The organism is Propionivibrio sp. (genome assembly GCF_049316945.1).
Classification (GTDB): domain Bacteria; phylum Pseudomonadota; class Gammaproteobacteria; order Burkholderiales; family Rhodocyclaceae; genus Propionivibrio.
Genome location: NZ_JBMOJE010000033.1, coordinates 1 through 16454 on the forward strand (window position 1 = coordinate 1; position 16454 = coordinate 16454).

14 protein-coding genes are annotated in these 16454 nt (G+C 55.7%); all 14 read left to right on the forward strand.

Translation table 11 applies throughout. The annotated features are described in order from the left end of the window. Positions 1 to 129: 129 nt before the first annotated feature. Positions 130 to 1632 (forward strand): ExeA family protein, encoded by a 1503-nt coding sequence (locus ACOYNV_RS09650; protein ID WP_422899553.1) that lies wholly within the window; start codon positions 130 to 132, stop codon positions 1630 to 1632. Positions 1633 to 1636: 4 nt separating this feature from the next. Further along, positions 1637 to 3469: a pilus (MSHA type) biogenesis protein MshL gene (gene mshL / locus ACOYNV_RS09655; protein WP_422899554.1), complete on the forward strand. Its 1833-nt coding sequence runs from the start codon at positions 1637 to 1639 to the stop codon at positions 3467 to 3469. Positions 3470 to 3477: 8 nt separating this feature from the next. Further along, positions 3478 to 4926, forward strand: coding sequence for a tetratricopeptide repeat protein (locus tag ACOYNV_RS09660; protein ID WP_422899555.1), 1449 nt, complete (start codon positions 3478 to 3480; stop codon positions 4924 to 4926). Positions 4927 to 5073: 147 nt separating this feature from the next. Next, positions 5074 to 6804: a GspE/PulE family protein gene (locus ACOYNV_RS09665; RefSeq protein WP_422899556.1), complete on the forward strand. Its 1731-nt coding sequence runs from the start codon at positions 5074 to 5076 to the stop codon at positions 6802 to 6804. Between the two features lie 9 nt (positions 6805 to 6813). Next, positions 6814 to 8019, forward strand: a complete 1206-nt coding sequence (locus ACOYNV_RS09670) for a type II secretion system F family protein (protein ID WP_422899557.1) — start codon at positions 6814 to 6816, stop codon at positions 8017 to 8019. 13 nt (positions 8020 to 8032) lie between these two features. Continuing rightward, a complete protein-coding gene (locus tag ACOYNV_RS09675; protein WP_422899558.1) occupies positions 8033 to 9619 on the forward strand; it encodes a hypothetical protein in 1587 nt (528 codons plus the stop codon). Between the two features lie 98 nt (positions 9620 to 9717). Continuing rightward, the gene (locus ACOYNV_RS09680) at positions 9718 to 10338 is read left to right on the forward strand and encodes a hypothetical protein (protein WP_422899559.1); all 621 of its coding nucleotides are present in this window, start codon (positions 9718 to 9720) and stop codon (positions 10336 to 10338) included. Between the two features lie 10 nt (positions 10339 to 10348). Continuing rightward, positions 10349 to 10759, forward strand: coding sequence for a hypothetical protein (locus tag ACOYNV_RS09685; RefSeq protein WP_422899560.1), 411 nt, complete (start codon positions 10349 to 10351; stop codon positions 10757 to 10759). A 14-nt stretch (positions 10760 to 10773) separates the two neighbouring features. Then, positions 10774 to 12051: a hypothetical protein gene (locus ACOYNV_RS09690; RefSeq protein ID WP_422899561.1), complete on the forward strand. Its 1278-nt coding sequence runs from the start codon at positions 10774 to 10776 to the stop codon at positions 12049 to 12051. A 25-nt stretch (positions 12052 to 12076) separates the two neighbouring features. After that, the gene (locus tag ACOYNV_RS09695; protein ID WP_422899562.1) at positions 12077 to 12799 is read left to right on the forward strand and encodes a type II secretion system protein; all 723 of its coding nucleotides are present in this window, start codon (positions 12077 to 12079) and stop codon (positions 12797 to 12799) included. Positions 12800 to 12815: 16 nt separating this feature from the next. Then, the gene (locus tag ACOYNV_RS09700; RefSeq protein WP_422899563.1) at positions 12816 to 13430 is read left to right on the forward strand and encodes a response regulator; all 615 of its coding nucleotides are present in this window, start codon (positions 12816 to 12818) and stop codon (positions 13428 to 13430) included. Next, on the forward strand, positions 13423 to 14490 hold the full coding sequence (locus tag ACOYNV_RS09705) for a sensor histidine kinase (protein WP_422899564.1): 1068 nt from the start codon (positions 13423 to 13425) through the stop codon (positions 14488 to 14490). The genes ACOYNV_RS09700 and ACOYNV_RS09705 overlap by 8 nt, the downstream gene beginning before the upstream one ends. A gap of 181 nt (positions 14491 to 14671) precedes the next feature. Further along, positions 14672 to 15355, forward strand: a complete 684-nt coding sequence (locus tag ACOYNV_RS09710) for a prepilin-type N-terminal cleavage/methylation domain-containing protein (RefSeq protein ID WP_422899565.1) — start codon at positions 14672 to 14674, stop codon at positions 15353 to 15355. A gap of 301 nt (positions 15356 to 15656) precedes the next feature. After that, positions 15657 to 16454: an ABC transporter ATP-binding protein gene (locus ACOYNV_RS09715; RefSeq protein ID WP_422899566.1), complete on the forward strand. Its 798-nt coding sequence runs from the start codon at positions 15657 to 15659 to the stop codon at positions 16452 to 16454.

Genomic DNA, 16454 nt, shown 5'->3' on the forward strand with positions numbered 1-16454 from the left:
GGTATGCTGCGGACGAGAATACTTGGGATTGGGTCTTTGAAATGCCTATCCTCTATCCTCTAATTATTTACTACAATATATTACAATATATTGTTAAAAACAATACACATTTATAATTAAATTATCCTAATGTATATAGGTTATTTTGGACTGAACGATCCACCTTTCAAAATTACGCCGAATACCGAATTCTTCTACACGGGCGGCAATCGCGGCGCCATTCTCGAGGCTTTACTCTACGCCATCATTCACGGCGAGGGCATCGTCAAGGTTACTGGCGAAATTGGCAGTGGAAAAACCATGCTGTGCCGGATGCTGGAGAGTATTCTCCCTGGCAATGTTGAGGCGATCTATTTGGCTAATCCCAGCCTGAGCCGGGACGAGGTATTTCACGCTATCGCTGGCGAATTAGGGCTTGCCACCGAGAACAAGCGTGGTGGTGAAATCATGCGCTTGATGCAGAACTGCCTGATCGAAAAACATGCAGCCGGCAAGCAGATGGTGTTGCTGGTCGAGGAAGCTCAAGCCATGCCGCTCGATACGCTGGAAGAAGTCCGCCTGCTGTCCAACTTGGAAACCTCTCACCACAAGCTCCTTCAAATCATTCTGTTCGGCCAGCCCGAGTTGGATGATCATCTCAACCTGCCGCAAATGCGACAACTCAAGGAACGCATCACCCACGGTTTCAATGTGCCGCCGCTTGGCCCGAAAGACATCCCAGAATACCTGATGTTCCGCATGCGCGCTGCCGGTTATCATGGGCCAGATATCTTCAGCACCGGCGCCATCAAGCTTATCACCACCTCATCCAAGGGCATCACCCGGCGCATCAATGTACTTGCCGACAAGGCGTTGTTGGCTGCGTTTTCGGACAACACCCATAACATCCGGCCAAAACACGTCAAGGCCGCAATCGAAGACAGTCATTTTGCCGTCCCTTCCCGAGCTCTGCCGGTGCAACAGATTGCTTTAGCGGTTTCCCTGCTTGGACTGGGAATCGCCATTGGGGCCGGCTGGCCGCATGTTGAGAGCTTGGCGCTTCAGTCCGGAGAATTCGCATCCGCAGAGCATACCGCCCCGTTGTTGTTCCTAGGCCCCCCCACAGTTCGGGAAACCTCCGCACCCACACAAGTACCCGAACAAGCTGAATATGTGCCCGCACCGACAGTTGATGCTGAAAATGCGGCGCATAAAAACAGTCTTGTGGAGCAGCAACTTATCAGCGTTGATGTTCCAATTGGCTCTCACAATCAACTACAGCAAAGGCTCGACGCCACCAAGGCATGGCTGGCCGATGAAGACGGCAGCCACTTCACCGTTCAATTGATGCTATTAACCGAGAACGGCACGAAACCTAGGTCAGAGCGCGTTCTAAATGCGCTGGACAAGCAATTCGGGCTGGAGCAAATTTTCGTCTACCCGACCCGTATCACGGCAGACAACCAATTAGGCATCACATTCGGCAGTTTTTCCTCGCGGCAACAAGCTCTCGCAGCACTTGCCAAATTGCCGACTGACTATATGATTCATCGGCCCATGCTGCGCACGGTCAAGGGCATCAGGGATGAAATTGAAAAACAACGAACACAGAATCATCGCCCCCAAGCTTCTCATATCGAAACAACCTCCTGAAACAATGAATAATAATCGTACGTGCATCAATAAAGTCATGCTCGCCATTGTCGCTTGCGCTATGCTTTCCGCATGCACTCCGCAATCGATAGGGCCACCTGCAGGGCACATTACGTATGAGCCGCGACCCGCCGGTAATATCCCGAAAACCGTCCAGCAAGCCGCATCTCTCCAACCCCCAAAACCCGCCACCAAGATCGAAACCTACAGCGTTGTGGTTAATAAAGTGCCGGTGCAGGAACTGCTTTTCGCACTGGCGCGTGATGCCAAGGTGAATGTCGACATCCACCCCGGCATCGAAGGTGCCGTCACGCTCAACGCACTCAACCAGACATTGCCGCAACTGCTGGCGCGCATCGCCAAACAGGTGGACATGCGCTATGAACTGGACGGCCCGAACCTGGCCGTGATGCCGGATTCCCCTTTCCTGCGCAACTACAAGGTGGATTACCTCAACATCTCGCGGGATGCCATCAGCAACGTCAGCATCGCCACCCAGATTCAAACCGCCGGCAGTGGTGCCGGCACTACTGCCAGCGGCACGGGCAACAACAATTCCACAACCTCTGTCACCAACAAATCCAACAACAGGTTCTGGGAAACGCTAACGCAAAACCTGAAGGACATCCTTCGGGAAACCGACAAAATACTTCCTGAAGGTTCTTCCGAGACCACTACAGAACAGGCGGGCAACCAGAGCACAACCGGCACGGGTGCCGTCACGGCACCCGTGCAATCGAGCAGTCGTAGCGGGTCATCTCAGACCAATCTGGCCGGCAGCCCCAAGGCAGCGACGATTACAACTGACAACATCACCGTAACCCGGCGCACTACCTTCCGCGAGGCTTCATCGGTTATCGCCAACCCGGAAAACGGTCTTCTTAGTGTGCGCGCCACCGGCCGCCAGCATGAAAAAATTCGCGAATTCATCGATCAGATAATGGCCAGCGCCAAGCGTCAAGTGCTGATCGAGGCGACGGTGGTCGAGGTGCGACTTTCCGACCAGTATCAACAAGGGATCAATTGGTCTGGCCTGCGTATTGGCACCGACGGGTTCAAAATCACCCAAGGCGGGGTTGGCACCTTGCCAACGGGCGTCATTCCTGGCGTCTCCCCCGGAATCTTCATATTAAACTATGCCAATCCGGTCACGGCGATAGGAAATATCGCCGCAACCATCCAGCTTCTGGAGTCTTTCGGCAACGTCAAAGTGCTGTCCAGTCCGAAAATCAACGTGCTGAATAATCAAACGGCGATGCTCAAGGTGGTGGACAACAAGGTTTACTTCACCATCAACGTAACCATTACACCGGCCACCGCGACCAGCGCACAACTGATCGTTTATAACACCATCGTAAATACCGTTCCGGTCGGCTTCGTGATGAGCGTCACTCCCCAGATCGACGAAACCGACACGGTAACTCTCAACGTGAGGCCCACCATTTCCCGTATCACCGGCTACGTCAATGATCCTAGCCCACCTCTTGCCGAAGCTGGCGTGGTAAGCCGGATTCCGGAGATTCAGACGCGCGAGATAGAATCCATTCTCAAGGTAGGCAGCGGTCAAATCGCGGTAATGGGCGGGCTGATGCAGGACTCCGTCGACAACCTCAAGGATGGCATTCCTGGCTTATCCAGCCTGCCCATTATCGGCAACGTCTTTTCCTACCGGAACGAAACCAGCACCAAGTCTGAACTGGTTATCTTCTTGCGCCCGATCGTCGTCAAGGATGCCGGCCTTGATGGCGATTACAAGGATTACAGCCACTTCCTGCCCGGTGAAAGCGCACTCAAGGCACCGTATAGCGCGGCACCCAGCCAGGTGATGAAGCCATGAGCTTGCTGATGGAGGCGTTGAAAAAAGCCGAGATATCCAAGCGGGAGAAAACGAAGCCATCGGCAAGTCAAAGCAGTCAGCCCAAGGTTGCGGAAACGCCAAATCCGGCCACAACGCCAAACTCATGGCCTTCGTTACTTCCTTTTGATGTGGCTGAAGAACTCATCGATTCGATCTGCAAAACGGATACTCCGGCCATTGCAGTAACTCAGAAGACGATCTTCACCATGCCGGATTTGGCTCCCCCGCCAATCGAAGTCAAGAACTTTGCGGCGATCAGTGTTGAGCCCGCTCCACTAGAATTGGAGCTGGAATTTGACGTGCAGGCCGACCCCACACCCAACGCTGCGCCAAGTGATGACCCACGCCCTGCCACAAGCGCCATGACCGGGGCCAACAGTCCACTAGCGACTCACCTTGAAGATCACAGCAAGGCGCAGCCACAAGATGACGGGAGAGTTGCGGCCGCGCAGCAAAAGGCCAAAAAGGTCTTCACTGCCAAGCAGTCCGTTCCTGACCGGTTGCGTACTCTGGTGATCGCCGGCTCCGCAGCTTCGGTTTTGCTCGCTCTATTCGGCTTCGGCTATTATTTTTGGCAGATTGAACTTTTCAGTAGCACAGTCCTCCCGGCCAGCACCCCGTTGCCGATCAAAGCCGCAACACCTGACGTCCCAGCCGATGTCGGCGTACCCCAGCCGCAAAACACGTCGACAGTGTCACAACTTCCGGACATGATCGGCAAGCCAGCACCTGTAGCTGCAACGGTGGTTAGCCCACCCGCCGCCGCCTTCAACGAATCCGCACGCTCCGAGCCGCCTCGAGAACCCAACTTCTTCAAGGAGAATCCGGCCATCCAGATCCGGCAAAATGCGCCAACAAACCAACTTGATCCAATGCTTGGCAAGGCATATCAATCCTTTCTCGTTGGTGATGTCGTGGCGGCGCGGCAGCTTTACAAGCAGGTATTGCGACAAGAGCCAAACAACCGCGATGCACTTCTAGGCATGGCGGCAGTCGCACTCAACCAGCAACAGACAGGTCAGGCGCTAGCCTGGTACGGGAAATTGCTTGAACTCGATCCGGCTGATCCGGAAGCCTTGGCCGCGTTGATAAACTTGCAAGGGCAGACCGATCCAGTACAAAGTGAAAGCCGATTAAAGAAACTGCTGGCACAAAATCCGCAGGCAGACGCAGCCCACTTTGCTCTGGGTAATTTGTATATGCAGCAATCACGCTGGGCGGAGGCTCAACAGTCCTATTTTCGCGCTTACGGATGCGCGCCCGACAACGCCGACTACTCCTTCAATCTGGCCGTCAGCCTCGATCATCTGAACCAGGGGAAGCTGGCGCTCGACTATTATCGACGCGCCCTTGCGCAGCCTGGGCCGGCAAACTTCGACAAACCCTCAGCTCAAATCCGTATCTCCGAACTGCTCCAAGCGGCAGAAAATCAGTAGTCAGTCATGCAGGAAACAGCAATATACAAACTTTCTCAATCAGTGTTTGCTCCTGATTCATGTGTCGCCCTTCTTGATTCCCGTTTGCGCGGAAATGAGGAAGAGTTTTGTTTTAGCCAATAGACTGACGAAGACTAACGACTAGCCATGACGGAACAAAAGACACTTCCCTTAGGGAGCCTGCTGGTAGACAAGGGCGTTATCAGTCAAGACCAGCTGCGCATCGCTCTGCTCGAGCAACAGCATTCCAGGCTGCCGCTCGGGAAACTGCTCACCACTCTCGGTTTCGTCACTGAAGCCACGGTGCTCGCGGCACTGAGCGAAAACTTGAATCAACAGAGCGCCGATTTGTCGCATATGGTGGTGGACTCATCAGCGCTCAAACTCATTTCAAAGGATGTCGCCAAGCGTTACCGTGTATTCCCGCTAGAGCTCGACAAGGAACGTCTTGTGCTCAAGCTGGCGATGTCAGACACCAACAACATCGTCGCACTCGACCAGATTCGAGCCACGCTCGGCAAAGAGATCGTCGTTGAGCCCATGCTGGCCGGCGAGTCCGATATCATGCGGTCAATCGAGCAGTATTTTGGATTCGAGTTGTCGATTGATGGCATCCTGCACGAAATCGAAACCGGGGAAGTCGATTACCAGAGCCTGCAGACAGTTTCCGATGAGTATAGCCAGCCGCTGGTACGCTTGATCGATGCGTTGCTTGCCGATGCTGTGCAACTCGGCGCCTCCGACATTCACTTTGAGCCAGAGCAGTTCTTTCTTCGCATTCGCTATCGCATTGACGGAGTGCTGCGCCAGATCCGCAGCTTGCACAAAACCTACTGGGCGGCTATGGCCGTGCGTCTCAAGGTGGTGAGCAAGATGAACATTGCCGAAACACGCGCCCCGCAGGATGGCCGCATTTCCATCTCGTTTTCGGGTCGTGCAATTGATTTTCGCGTTTCAAGCCAGCCAACGGCGCATGGCGAGAACATTGTGCTACGCATTCTTGACCGGCAAAAAGGCATCGTTCCTCTGGACAGCTTAGGACTTGAGGGCAGTGAGTTGACACTGCTCAAACTCATGCTGGCCAGACCGGATGGAATCATTCTGGTGACCGGCCCAACCGGCAGCGGGAAAACCACCACCCTGTATTCGATCCTCAATCACATCAATACCGAAAGCGTCAACATCATGACGCTGGAAGACCCGGTCGAATACCCGATGAACATGATCCGCCAGACCTCGGTCAACGAAGCGGCCAAAATGGATTTTGCCAACGGCATCCGGTCGATGATGCGTCAGGATCCGGATGTCATCCTGATCGGCGAGATCCGCGATGCCGAAACGGCGGACATGGCTTTTCGCGCCGCCATGACGGGGCATCAGGTCTACTCCACACTGCATACCAACTCCGCCATCGGCGCAATTCCGAGGCTGCTCGACATTGGAATCCTGCCTGACATCATTGCTGGAAATATCATCGGCATTGTCGCCCAGCGGTTGCTGCGCAAACTTTGCCCCCATTGCAAGCAGTCTTACCAGCCGGAGATGATGGAAGGCCACCTCCTCGGGATCGAAAGTGACGAGTTGGACGTCAAAATTTATCAGGCTACCGGTTGCGAGCATTGTAACTACCTGGGCTATAAAGGGCGGATTGCAATCATGGAGTTGCTCAAAATGGACTCGGATCTTGATGAGCTGATAGCCCGACGCGCGCCGGCCGTTGAAATCAGAACTGCCGCGTTGACCAAAGGCTTCATTACACTGGCCGCAGATGGTATACGGCGCGTACTGGAGGGAATCACCTCGCTTGACGAGGTTTCACGCGTGGTAGACCTGACTGACAAGGTCAGAAGTTACACCCGCAAGCAATCCGGGCACTAAAAACACGCGATGACTCAATTCGTTTATCAGGCCATGGACGCCAATGGCAAACTGATTCGTGGCGAGATGGACGCCTCCAATCTGCCCGATCTCGAGTTGCGCCTGAAACGCATGGAACTGGATCTGATCGATTGCAAGACGCGGGAACGGCGAGCCAGGGCGTTTGGCAAGCGTCCGGTAAAACGCTCGGACCTGATCAATTTCTGCTTTTACATGGAGCAACTCAGTGGCGCCGGCGTCCCGATGCTTGAAACCTTGGGCGACCTGCGCGACAGTCTCGACCACCCGCGCTTCCGCGAAATCGTCGCCGACCTGATCGAAAATATCGAAGGCGGCCTGCAACTCTCAGAGGCGATGGCCAGGCATCCCGACACCTTCGACCAGGCTTTCGTCAGTCTGATCGCCGCTGGCGAGCACAGCGGCAAGCTGGCCGAGGTATTCCTCAATCTGACCGAAACACTGAAATGGCAAGACGAGTTGGCATCGCAGACCAAAAAACTGCTGATGTACCCGGCATTTGTCGGCACCATCGTACTCGGCGTCACCTTCTTCCTGATGATCTACCTGGTTCCGCAACTTACAGGATTCATCAAGAACATGGGGCAGGAACTGCCAATACATACCAAGGTGCTGATTTTTGTCTCGGGCATCTTCGTCAATTACTGGTATCTGATAATCACCCTGCCCGTGCTGTCGGTGGCGGGTCTGAGCATTCTGATCAAGACGAACCCCCGCGCCCGTTACAAGGCCGACGATTACACCCTGCGCGTCTGGATGATCGGCCCAATCCTGCACAAGATCATCCTCGCCCGGTTTGCCACTTTTTTCGCCCTGATGTACGCCTCCGGTGTCACCGTTCTCGAATGCCTCCGGCTGTCAGAGCAGATCGTCGCCAACAAGGTTATCGAAGAAGGGTTGCAGCGGGTCGGGCGACTTATTTCCGAGGGGCAGAGCATCACCGCCAGTTTTCAGAATGTCGGCATCTTCCCGCCCCTGGTGGTGCGCATGCTCAGAGTCGGCGAAAGCACCGGCGCCCTCGATAAGGCCTTGCGCAATGTCAGCTATTTTTACAATCGCGAAGTCAAGGAGTCCGTCGAAAAAGTCCAGGTCATGATCGAACCCATCATGACCGTCATTCTTGGCGCCATTCTGGGCTGGATCATGCTGTCCGTACTCGGCCCGATTTACGACACCATCAGCAAGATCAAGACTTGACGAGAATGCAAAAATGAATGTATTCCGCCGACAGTTGATCTTCCTGACCAACGACCATCTCACCGCCTATCCGTGGGAAAAGGGCGAGTATTCCAAGGGGCTGGAATTTACTAACGACGAGGCAGGCCAGGAAGCGTTTTCCCGTCATCTCGCCGCATCGAAAGATACCCCGATTTATCTGTTGGCCGATCTGGTCGAGGAAGATTTTCAGCGCGACAACCTGCCCCACGTGCTGGGCAAATCACGGCAAGCCCTTATCCAGCGACGCCTCGGCCAGATTTACCGGGAAACCCCATACCGTCAGACCATCCAGCAGGGTCGGGAAGCGCAGGGGCGTAAGGATGACCGGCTACTGTTCAGTGCATTGACCAACGTTGATCTGCTGAATCCCTGGCTGAACGCGATCCAGGCGCAGCAAGCACCGCTTACCGGAATTTATTCGCCAGCTCTGATGAGTGCCGAACTGATCAGAAAACTCGACCTTGCCAGCGCCCACCTGTTGTTGGTCACCCACCAGTCCAGCGGTTTGCGACAGAGCTATTTCCAGGGAACTGATCTCAAGTTCAGCCGCCTGACGCCCTTGGTAGACCACAACCCGGATACCGTTGCCGACACCACGGCGCGTGAATCCGCCAATACTCGGCAATTTCTGCTCAGCACCCGTCTGCTGCCGCGCGATGAAACCCTCGATAACATTGTCTTGGCGCACCACGATTACTTGCCGCAACTCCAGGCGGCATGCCGGAACACGTCGGCTGCCACCTACCGCTTCGTCGACCTGGCAGATGCCGCCGCCCGGCTTGGCTTGAAAAACACCGCTGTGCTGTGCGACTCCTTATTCCTCTTCCTGCTTGGTCACGCTAGTCCGGCCCGCCACTATGCACAGGCAGAACAAACCCGCTTCTACCGTCTGCGACAAGTCCGGCTGGTTTGCCATATCCTGAGTGCCGGCCTGGTCGCCAGCGCGCTGCTGCCGGCGGTATCGAACAGCCTGGAGGCCTTGCGCTACTATCGGCAGGGCCGGCAAATGAGCCTGGAAGCCAGTGCAGTCAAAGCCGAATACCAGGCCATAATCCACAGCCTGCCGCCGACCGTCATCCCCCCCGAGAACATGAAAGCGGCGGTCAACATCGAGCGGATGCTATCGCGCCAAGCGCCCGAGCCAGCTCGGTTACTCGGCATGGTCAGCCACGCGCTCGACACCCTGCCGCAAATCCGCATCGACCAGTTGCAATGGCAGGTGCGCACAAAAAACGAAAATGCAGGCGATGCGGCCGGTTCATTGCCGCCCAGGTCAATGCCAGTTCCTGGCATTGAAGAGCAGCCGTCCGGCGCGCTGATCGGCATCCCCGAAAAGCCCCTCCAGATACTTCTCATCGAAGGCGAAATTGTCGCGCTCAAGCAAAGCTACCGAACCGCCCGCGAAAGCCTGTATCAGTTCGTCGCCGGGCTCGACACGAACCCGCAGCTAAAAACCGAAATCACGAAGTCGCCCCTGGATATTGCACCAAGCGCCAAGTTGAGTGGCAAAGCAGATGAGGAAGACGCCGAGAGCAAAGCCCGGTTCAGCCTGAAGCTGATATTGAGCCCGGAGCGCTGAAGATGGCCAAAAGCGAATCCAGCCTCAAGCAAAATCAGCCTCTTTTGCCAGGTACCGGGCAGGCTACGGAAAAAAACAAGGCGACCGGGCGAGCTTTCATGAACACTGATTTTTTGCTTATCCGCAAGGCGGTCATCATTCTCGTCGTCAGCCTGGTGTCGAGCGTGGCGCTGGTCGGCACCGGCAGAGCCTTCCTGCGCCAGCAGCAAGACGGCATGACCCAGGCCCAGGCAGAGCTTAGCGATGCCTTCGACAAACGCCACCAGGCCGAAAAAGACAAGCAGAAAATCAACGATTACCAAGCTACTTACCTGCAGTTGCGCAAGCGCGGATTCATCGGAGAAGAAAAGCGCCTCGACTGGATCGAACTTGTCCAGCGCATCAGGGAAAGCCGCAAACTCCTGCCGATTGCTTACGAAATGTCTGCCCAGCAGGTTTTTCAGATCGACCCGGCGGTATCGATGGGCGATCTGCAACTGCACGGCAGCAAGGTGCAACTCCAAATGGGCCTCCTGCACGAACTGGATCTGCTCAACTTCCTGGGTGATTTGAGCCGCACCGGGTTCTATATCCCTCAAGACTGTACGCTCAAGCGCGCCGCTGCCGTGCCGATAAACGCACAGTCCCCCCGGCTCACTGCCGAGTGCACCTTGTATTTTCTGACCCTCGGCGAACCGGCCGCCAGCCAGAGCCAAACGATTCAGCCCGGCAAGCCATAGGCGGAGAACAATGGCCCACCTGACACTGCTGCTGACAATCTTTTTCCTGCTTGGTCACACCGCTTGCGCCGGTGCGGAACCCCTCGGCCGCCTGTTCTTCAGCCCCGACGAACGGACACTGATCGACCAGGAGCGGCAAAAAAGTAGCGGCAGCACGGTCAGTGCGACCGGACACGTCACCCTCGATGGCCTAGTCCGGCGCGGCAGCGGAAAAACCACCGCATGGATCAACGGCCTGCCACAAAACGAAACGTCCCAAGGCGTGACCGTACAAGGGCCGGCGGTTAAACCATCGACCCTGCTGATGCTGCCTTCCGGAAAACAGATTCGCCTGAAGCCGGGGCAAAGCTTCGACACCGCCAAGGGCCGGGTACGCGAAGGTTTTGAAAGTGCCAACGCACCCTTGCCCCCGAACCGTTGAGCCAGGGAAAGTCCATGACCCACATCGAACAGACGAAACACCGGCATCGCCGCGAACGCGGCTCGGCGGTACTTATCATGCTCACCATCATCGGGCTGGGGGCTGCGTTCATGCTGGTCAGCGCGCTGAACAAGGCAAACAGCCAGATCGAACGGGACAAGATAACTACGGCTGCGCTGGCGCAGGCGAAGGAGGCGTTGATCGGCTGGTCATCTGCAAGAGGTGATATTGCGGGCAACCCCAGACCGGGTGAACTGCCCTGTCCAGACACCAACGCCCCCGGTAGCGCAAACTATGGAACCGAAGCGGGCGCTTGCTTGGCAGGCAGAATCGGTCGCCTGCCCTGGAAAACACTGGGCATCGAAGAGCCCAAAGATGGCTATGGTGAAACCCTGTGGTATGCCATTGATGGATCATTCCGCAAACGCAACAGCAACAGCCTGCCCATAAATAGCGACACCCGCGCCACCATGCAAATTTATGACCATGATGGAGCGACGCTGCTGACTCCACCTGGGTATGAAGCAGTTGCCATCATTTTCTCGCCCGGCGCCATTCTCGCCACCCAATTACGTGGCGCAGGACAGCAGACGACGGCCTCCAATTATCTGGACAACACCGGCCCACCGACCATCCCCACGCCACGAAACAATGCCACGATCAATGGCCCATTTATCCAGGGGCCCGTAAAGGACGCAAGTGGAAATGTGGTGGTAAATGACAGGCTGCTGGTTATTGCCGCGCGCGACCTCATGCCGGTTATTGAAAAACGCGTGGCTAAGGAATTAAAGACCTTGCTGGGGAACTATTACAGCGCGAATAGTAGTAAATATCCAAATCCGGCTGCCTACAATGACCCTGATTGCCGGGACGTCGGCACTTCAGGCTATTTCACCGCCTGCCCCAGCCCCAGCTACCCGGCGCAATGCCGCGGCAGGGTGCCGGAAGCAGCACTATCATCGGCACCGGGCTGGTTCACCTACAATTTGTGGGGTCAGGTGATTTATTATGCGGTTGGAACCAGCTATCTTGCGGCGGTTCCGGCAAATTGTGGCGCAAACCTGACGGTCAACGGCATAGCAGGAACAAAAGGGCTGTTCATCATGCCGGGCACGCCGAAGGGCGCAATTGTCAGGAATGCTCCCAATCAAAGCATCATACTTGGTGATTACCTGGAAGATGCAACGAACCAGGACGGCTGGACGGCCATTCCGCCGAATACCCAAGCCAACGCGGACAGCTACCTTACCCCGAGTGCATCCTCGAATGACACAATGCACATACTTCCCTAGGCAAAATTCCAATGCGAGGCACCTCATGAAATCTTCTGGCGGTTTTACCCTGGTTGAAATAGCCATCGTGCTTGTCATTGTCGGCCTGTTGGTGGGCGGGGTGTTGATGCCGCTGTCGACGCAGGTTGAGCAGAAGAGAATCGCAGAAACCGAAAAATATCTGGAGCAGATCAAGGAGGCGCTGCTTGGCTTTGCCGCTGCCAATGGACGTCTGCCTTGTCCTGCAACCGCCGCGTCGAACGGAATGGAAAGTCCGCCTGGTGGAGGTGTGTGCACCAATTCCTATAATGGTTTTTTGCCTGCGGTGACATTGGGGTTATCTCCAGTGGATAGCGCGGGTTTTGCCACTGATGCGTGGAATGTAGTTCAAAATAGAATCAGGTATGCCGTGACTACGAGTAATTCCTCGGCGTTCACAACCACGGGCCTCATTAAAAGCACCGGCCTGGGCACCTTGTCATCTGACCTTTACGTGTGCGCCAGCGCCACCGGCATAACGGCTACGACCTGTGGAACGGCTACCAGCCTGGCCACCAATGCTGTCGCCGTTATTTATTCTCTCGGTAAAAATGCCCCGGCCGGCGGAACCGGGCTGGATGAAGCGGCCAACCTGAATTACGACAAAGTCTTTGTCAGCCATACAGAGGCCACTACGGCTGCAGCCAACGGCGAGTTCGACGACATCGTCACCTGGCTTTCCCCCAACATCCTGTTCAACCGCATGGTCACGGCGGGCCAGTTACCCTGATCCTCCCGCCCCGCCAATGAATTCCGCTTCCCGCCACCTCCTGCTGGTCGAAGACGATTCGGCGTTGCGCACCATGCTGCGCGGCATTCTGGAACTTAACGACTTCACCGTAAGCGAGGCGGAGGATCGTCTGACGGCGCTCGACTGGCTTCGCTCCACGCCGGAAGTCGCGGTGGTTATTCTTGATTTGGGCCTTCCGCCGCACCCCCATGACATCACCGAAGGCATCGAAACCCTGAGGGCTATCGAGGCCGGGTTCATGTCGGTGAAAGTGATCGTGCTTACCGGGCAGGATCAGGAGGCTGCGGCGCTTGAGGCGATTCGCGAAGGCGCCTTCGATTTTCTGGCCAAGCCGGCATCGGCGGCAACGATTCTGCAGTCAGTGCGCCGCGCCCTGCTGTTCATGGAGAAGGAGCGCGAAATGGGTCGCCAGGGCGTTACCCGCATTGCCCTCAATATCCAGATTGGCGAGGGCTTGAAGGGCGTGCGTACAGATGCGGAAGAACGTCTGGTGCGGCAGGTGCTCAAGGAAACCGGCTTTAACGTCCTGCAAAGCGCCAAGCGGCTCGGCGTCAAACGTGAGAATGTTTACTATTTCATGAAGAAATTCGGTATCCAGCGGGATGATTGAACAGCTCTATCCTTATCTGATCCTGGTCGGTGTGACTATTGGCGGGGTGCTGTTTGCCCTGCGTGGCAAAGCCTTGCGCATCAGCCGGATCAACGTTTCACTGATCCGGCTTAACGATCAGCTCGATTTCGATACGCTGGCTTTCCTGCGGGCGGCGTGGGCACTGCTCGCTCAAGCCGGCCTGCGTGGTGTTTCCTGGAAGCTGGACTGGTTCGGCATCAGCATCGAGGGACAAGAGGGTAAGCAAACCGGAGAGCGTGTTACGCGGGAAATAGAGGTCAAGGAAACCCGTCTGGTGATTACTCTTTTTCAACGGGTCTCACGCGGCGAACCGCGCTATTTCAATGAGGCGCTCGCGGAAACGTTTTTCTTGCTGCTGCGCACAGATATGTGGATCAAGGCCGGTGCGGTGCAGGTCGCTTTCATGCAGATGTCCAAGCTGAACACCTTCCTGCAGCACGACATGAAAAACATCGCCCAGTACATCCAGTTGATGTCCGACCAGCTCGTTGCCGTGCCTGCCGGAAGAGCGCCGCAGGTGCTGGATGATCTGCGCACTTCCGTGCCCTTGATCCGCATTCGGGCTGATCGCATCGTGCGCACGCTCAAGAGCCGGCAGCCGGAAGATCAGCCTCTGCGAACCTACACCCTGCGCGATGAACTGGCGCAACTGTGCCGCCTGCACCGTCTGAATTGCGAAATCAGCGGCGATGCGGAAATGCTCGCCCCGGAAAACACCCTGGACCGCGCCTTTGACAACATACTCAAAAATTACGCCGATAATGCACGGCGCGATGGCAGCGCTAAGCCAACGCTTCTAATTGAAATCGCCGCTATTGGCGAACACCTCGGGATAAGGCTCGAATCCCCCGACGCCTTGCCGGTGCAGCAGTTGGAAAGACTTTTTGAGCCGTTCTGGAGTAGCGATGCGGCCGGGCTGGGCATCGGGCTCTACCAGGCCAGACAAGCGCTGCAATCCTGCGGCGGAACGCTGACGGCAGAGCTGACCGAAAGTGGCCACCTGCGCTTCAACGTGGGCTTGCCCAGAATGCCGGTGTAGCCTTTGGCAAAAAAACCGGAGCAACGCGTCAGGTTTTTTTCGAATAAGCAGACCGCAACAGCCAATCGTCGAAAATTTTCAAAGCCGGTTTATATGTAAAAAAATTAAACACTTGCGGGTGGCGCCTGATCTGTTAAATTCAAATCCTCGCTGAATCTTCAGCTTTTTCCCAGGAGCAAAAATGAAAAACATCAAACTCAAACAATCCGGCTTCACCTTGGTCGAAATCGCCATCGTGCTGGTTATCATCGGTCTACTGCTAGGCGGCGTGCTGAAGGGGCAGGAAATGGTCGACAACGCCAAGATTAAAAACGTAGTCAATGACATGAAGGGCGTTTCGGCAGCTTACTATTCTTATCTGGATCGCTACAAGGCTGTTCCAGGCGACGATATATTAGCTAGCACTCATTTTACGGGCGCAGTTAACGGCGGCGGAAACGGTGCCATAACCGGAGTATATAGTGCAGTAACGCCACTTGCCGCGGCAGCCGAAAGTAACAACTTCTGGCAACATACCCGCATGGCCGGCTTCATGAACGGTAGTGCCACCGCCACCGTGGCACTACCCCCCAACAATGCCGCTGGCGGGTTTCTTGGTGTTCAGTCACAAGTTAGTGCTGCCGGCGGTTCAACCTATGGGATGACTGGGCCAGTAGTCTGCGCTGGCAGCGTTCCCTGGAAAATCGCTCAAGCTGTTGACGCGCAACTCGATGATGGGGACAGTGCCACCGGTAACGTGAGAGCGGGTCTTTCAGGGGCCACAAACTTGGCCACCGCTGCGGCAACAGCTAACGTATATGGCCCGGCGGTTCCCGCAACCCCCGCTCTCGAAGCGGGAATGCATACGGTCTGCATGAAGTTATAAACCTGCTAGCAAACGCTTGATCAGACGGGCATCTTCGGATGCCTGTTTCATTTGTGCCGAGGCCATATTTTGGCCGATAGCCAGCCGCGGTAGGGTGTGCAAATTTTATTTGCGCACGTCGTCTTCCTTGGCGCTGCGCACCAATAGATACGCTACTCTTCAGGCATAGTGCGTGAAGATCGCCTATTCATGCGGCTCGCATGGCATGATATAGCCATGTATTTTTTCGGGATGCAACCGTCGTTCGGGTATAATCGCGGACTAATTTTCCCTATGGGATGCTGCTGTGCCGGTTGATAGCTTGGTCAAGATTACGGACATTAATTTTGCTTACGACGAGCGCTCGATCCTTAACGGGATCACGATGGAGATTCCTCGGGGGCAACTTGTCGCCATCATGGGCAACTCGGGTTGCGGTAAAACGACGCTATTGCGCTTGATTGGCGGGCAGCTCAAGCCGACCAGCGGCAAATTGCTGGTCGATGGCCAGTCGGTACCGGATATGAGCCACAGCGAGCTTTATGCCATGCGCCGACGCATGGGAATGCTGTTCCAGTTCGGTGCGTTGTTTACGGATATTTCCGTTTTCGACAACGTCGCTTACCTGATGCGCGAGCATACCGATCTGCCGGAAGAAATGATTCGTGACATGGTGCTGATGAAGCTCAATGCCGTCGGTTTGCGCGGAGCGCATGAATTAATGCCTTCCGAACTCTCCGGTGGCATGGCACGGCGTGTTGCCCTGGCCCGTGCTATCGCGCTCGATCCGATGCTGATCATGTACGACGAGCCGTTTGCCGGTCTGGATCCTATATCGATGGGCGTTATTGGTCAGCTAATCCGCAAACTCAATGACGCCCTCGGCGCAACGACGCTGCTGGTGACCCATGATGTTCAGGAGGCGATGCTGATCGTCGATTATGTTTATTTTGTCTCCGACGGGCAGATCGTTGCGCAGGGTACGCCCGACGAGATTCGCGCTTCTGACGATCCTTACGTGCATCAGTTTGTTTATGGTGAAGCCGATGGCCCGGTGCATTTCCATTACCCGGCGCCTCCCTTCGAGCAGGATTTGATGCGGGAGGGCAATCGTGGTTGA

What these genes read in the sequence shown, in the direction of transcription:
- ACOYNV_RS09650 (WP_422899553.1), top strand. Translation starts at nt 130, where the DNA reads ATGTATATAGGTTATTTTGGACTGAACGATCCACCTTTCAAAATTACG.
- mshL (WP_422899554.1), top strand. Translation starts at nt 1,637, where the DNA reads ATGAATAATAATCGTACGTGCATCAATAAAGTCATGCTCGCCATTGTC.
- ACOYNV_RS09660 (WP_422899555.1), top strand. Translation starts at nt 3,478, where the DNA reads ATGGAGGCGTTGAAAAAAGCCGAGATATCCAAGCGGGAGAAAACGAAG.
- ACOYNV_RS09665 (WP_422899556.1), top strand. Translation starts at nt 5,074, where the DNA reads ATGACGGAACAAAAGACACTTCCCTTAGGGAGCCTGCTGGTAGACAAG.
- ACOYNV_RS09670 (WP_422899557.1), top strand. Translation starts at nt 6,814, where the DNA reads ATGACTCAATTCGTTTATCAGGCCATGGACGCCAATGGCAAACTGATT.
- ACOYNV_RS09675 (WP_422899558.1), top strand. Translation starts at nt 8,033, where the DNA reads ATGAATGTATTCCGCCGACAGTTGATCTTCCTGACCAACGACCATCTC.
- ACOYNV_RS09680 (WP_422899559.1), top strand. Translation starts at nt 9,718, where the DNA reads ATGAACACTGATTTTTTGCTTATCCGCAAGGCGGTCATCATTCTCGTC.
- ACOYNV_RS09685 (WP_422899560.1), top strand. Translation starts at nt 10,349, where the DNA reads ATGGCCCACCTGACACTGCTGCTGACAATCTTTTTCCTGCTTGGTCAC.
- ACOYNV_RS09690 (WP_422899561.1), top strand. Translation starts at nt 10,774, where the DNA reads ATGACCCACATCGAACAGACGAAACACCGGCATCGCCGCGAACGCGGC.
- ACOYNV_RS09695 (WP_422899562.1), top strand. Translation starts at nt 12,077, where the DNA reads ATGAAATCTTCTGGCGGTTTTACCCTGGTTGAAATAGCCATCGTGCTT.
- ACOYNV_RS09700 (WP_422899563.1), top strand. Translation starts at nt 12,816, where the DNA reads ATGAATTCCGCTTCCCGCCACCTCCTGCTGGTCGAAGACGATTCGGCG.
- ACOYNV_RS09705 (WP_422899564.1), top strand. Translation starts at nt 13,423, where the DNA reads ATGATTGAACAGCTCTATCCTTATCTGATCCTGGTCGGTGTGACTATT.
- ACOYNV_RS09710 (WP_422899565.1), top strand. Translation starts at nt 14,672, where the DNA reads ATGAAAAACATCAAACTCAAACAATCCGGCTTCACCTTGGTCGAAATC.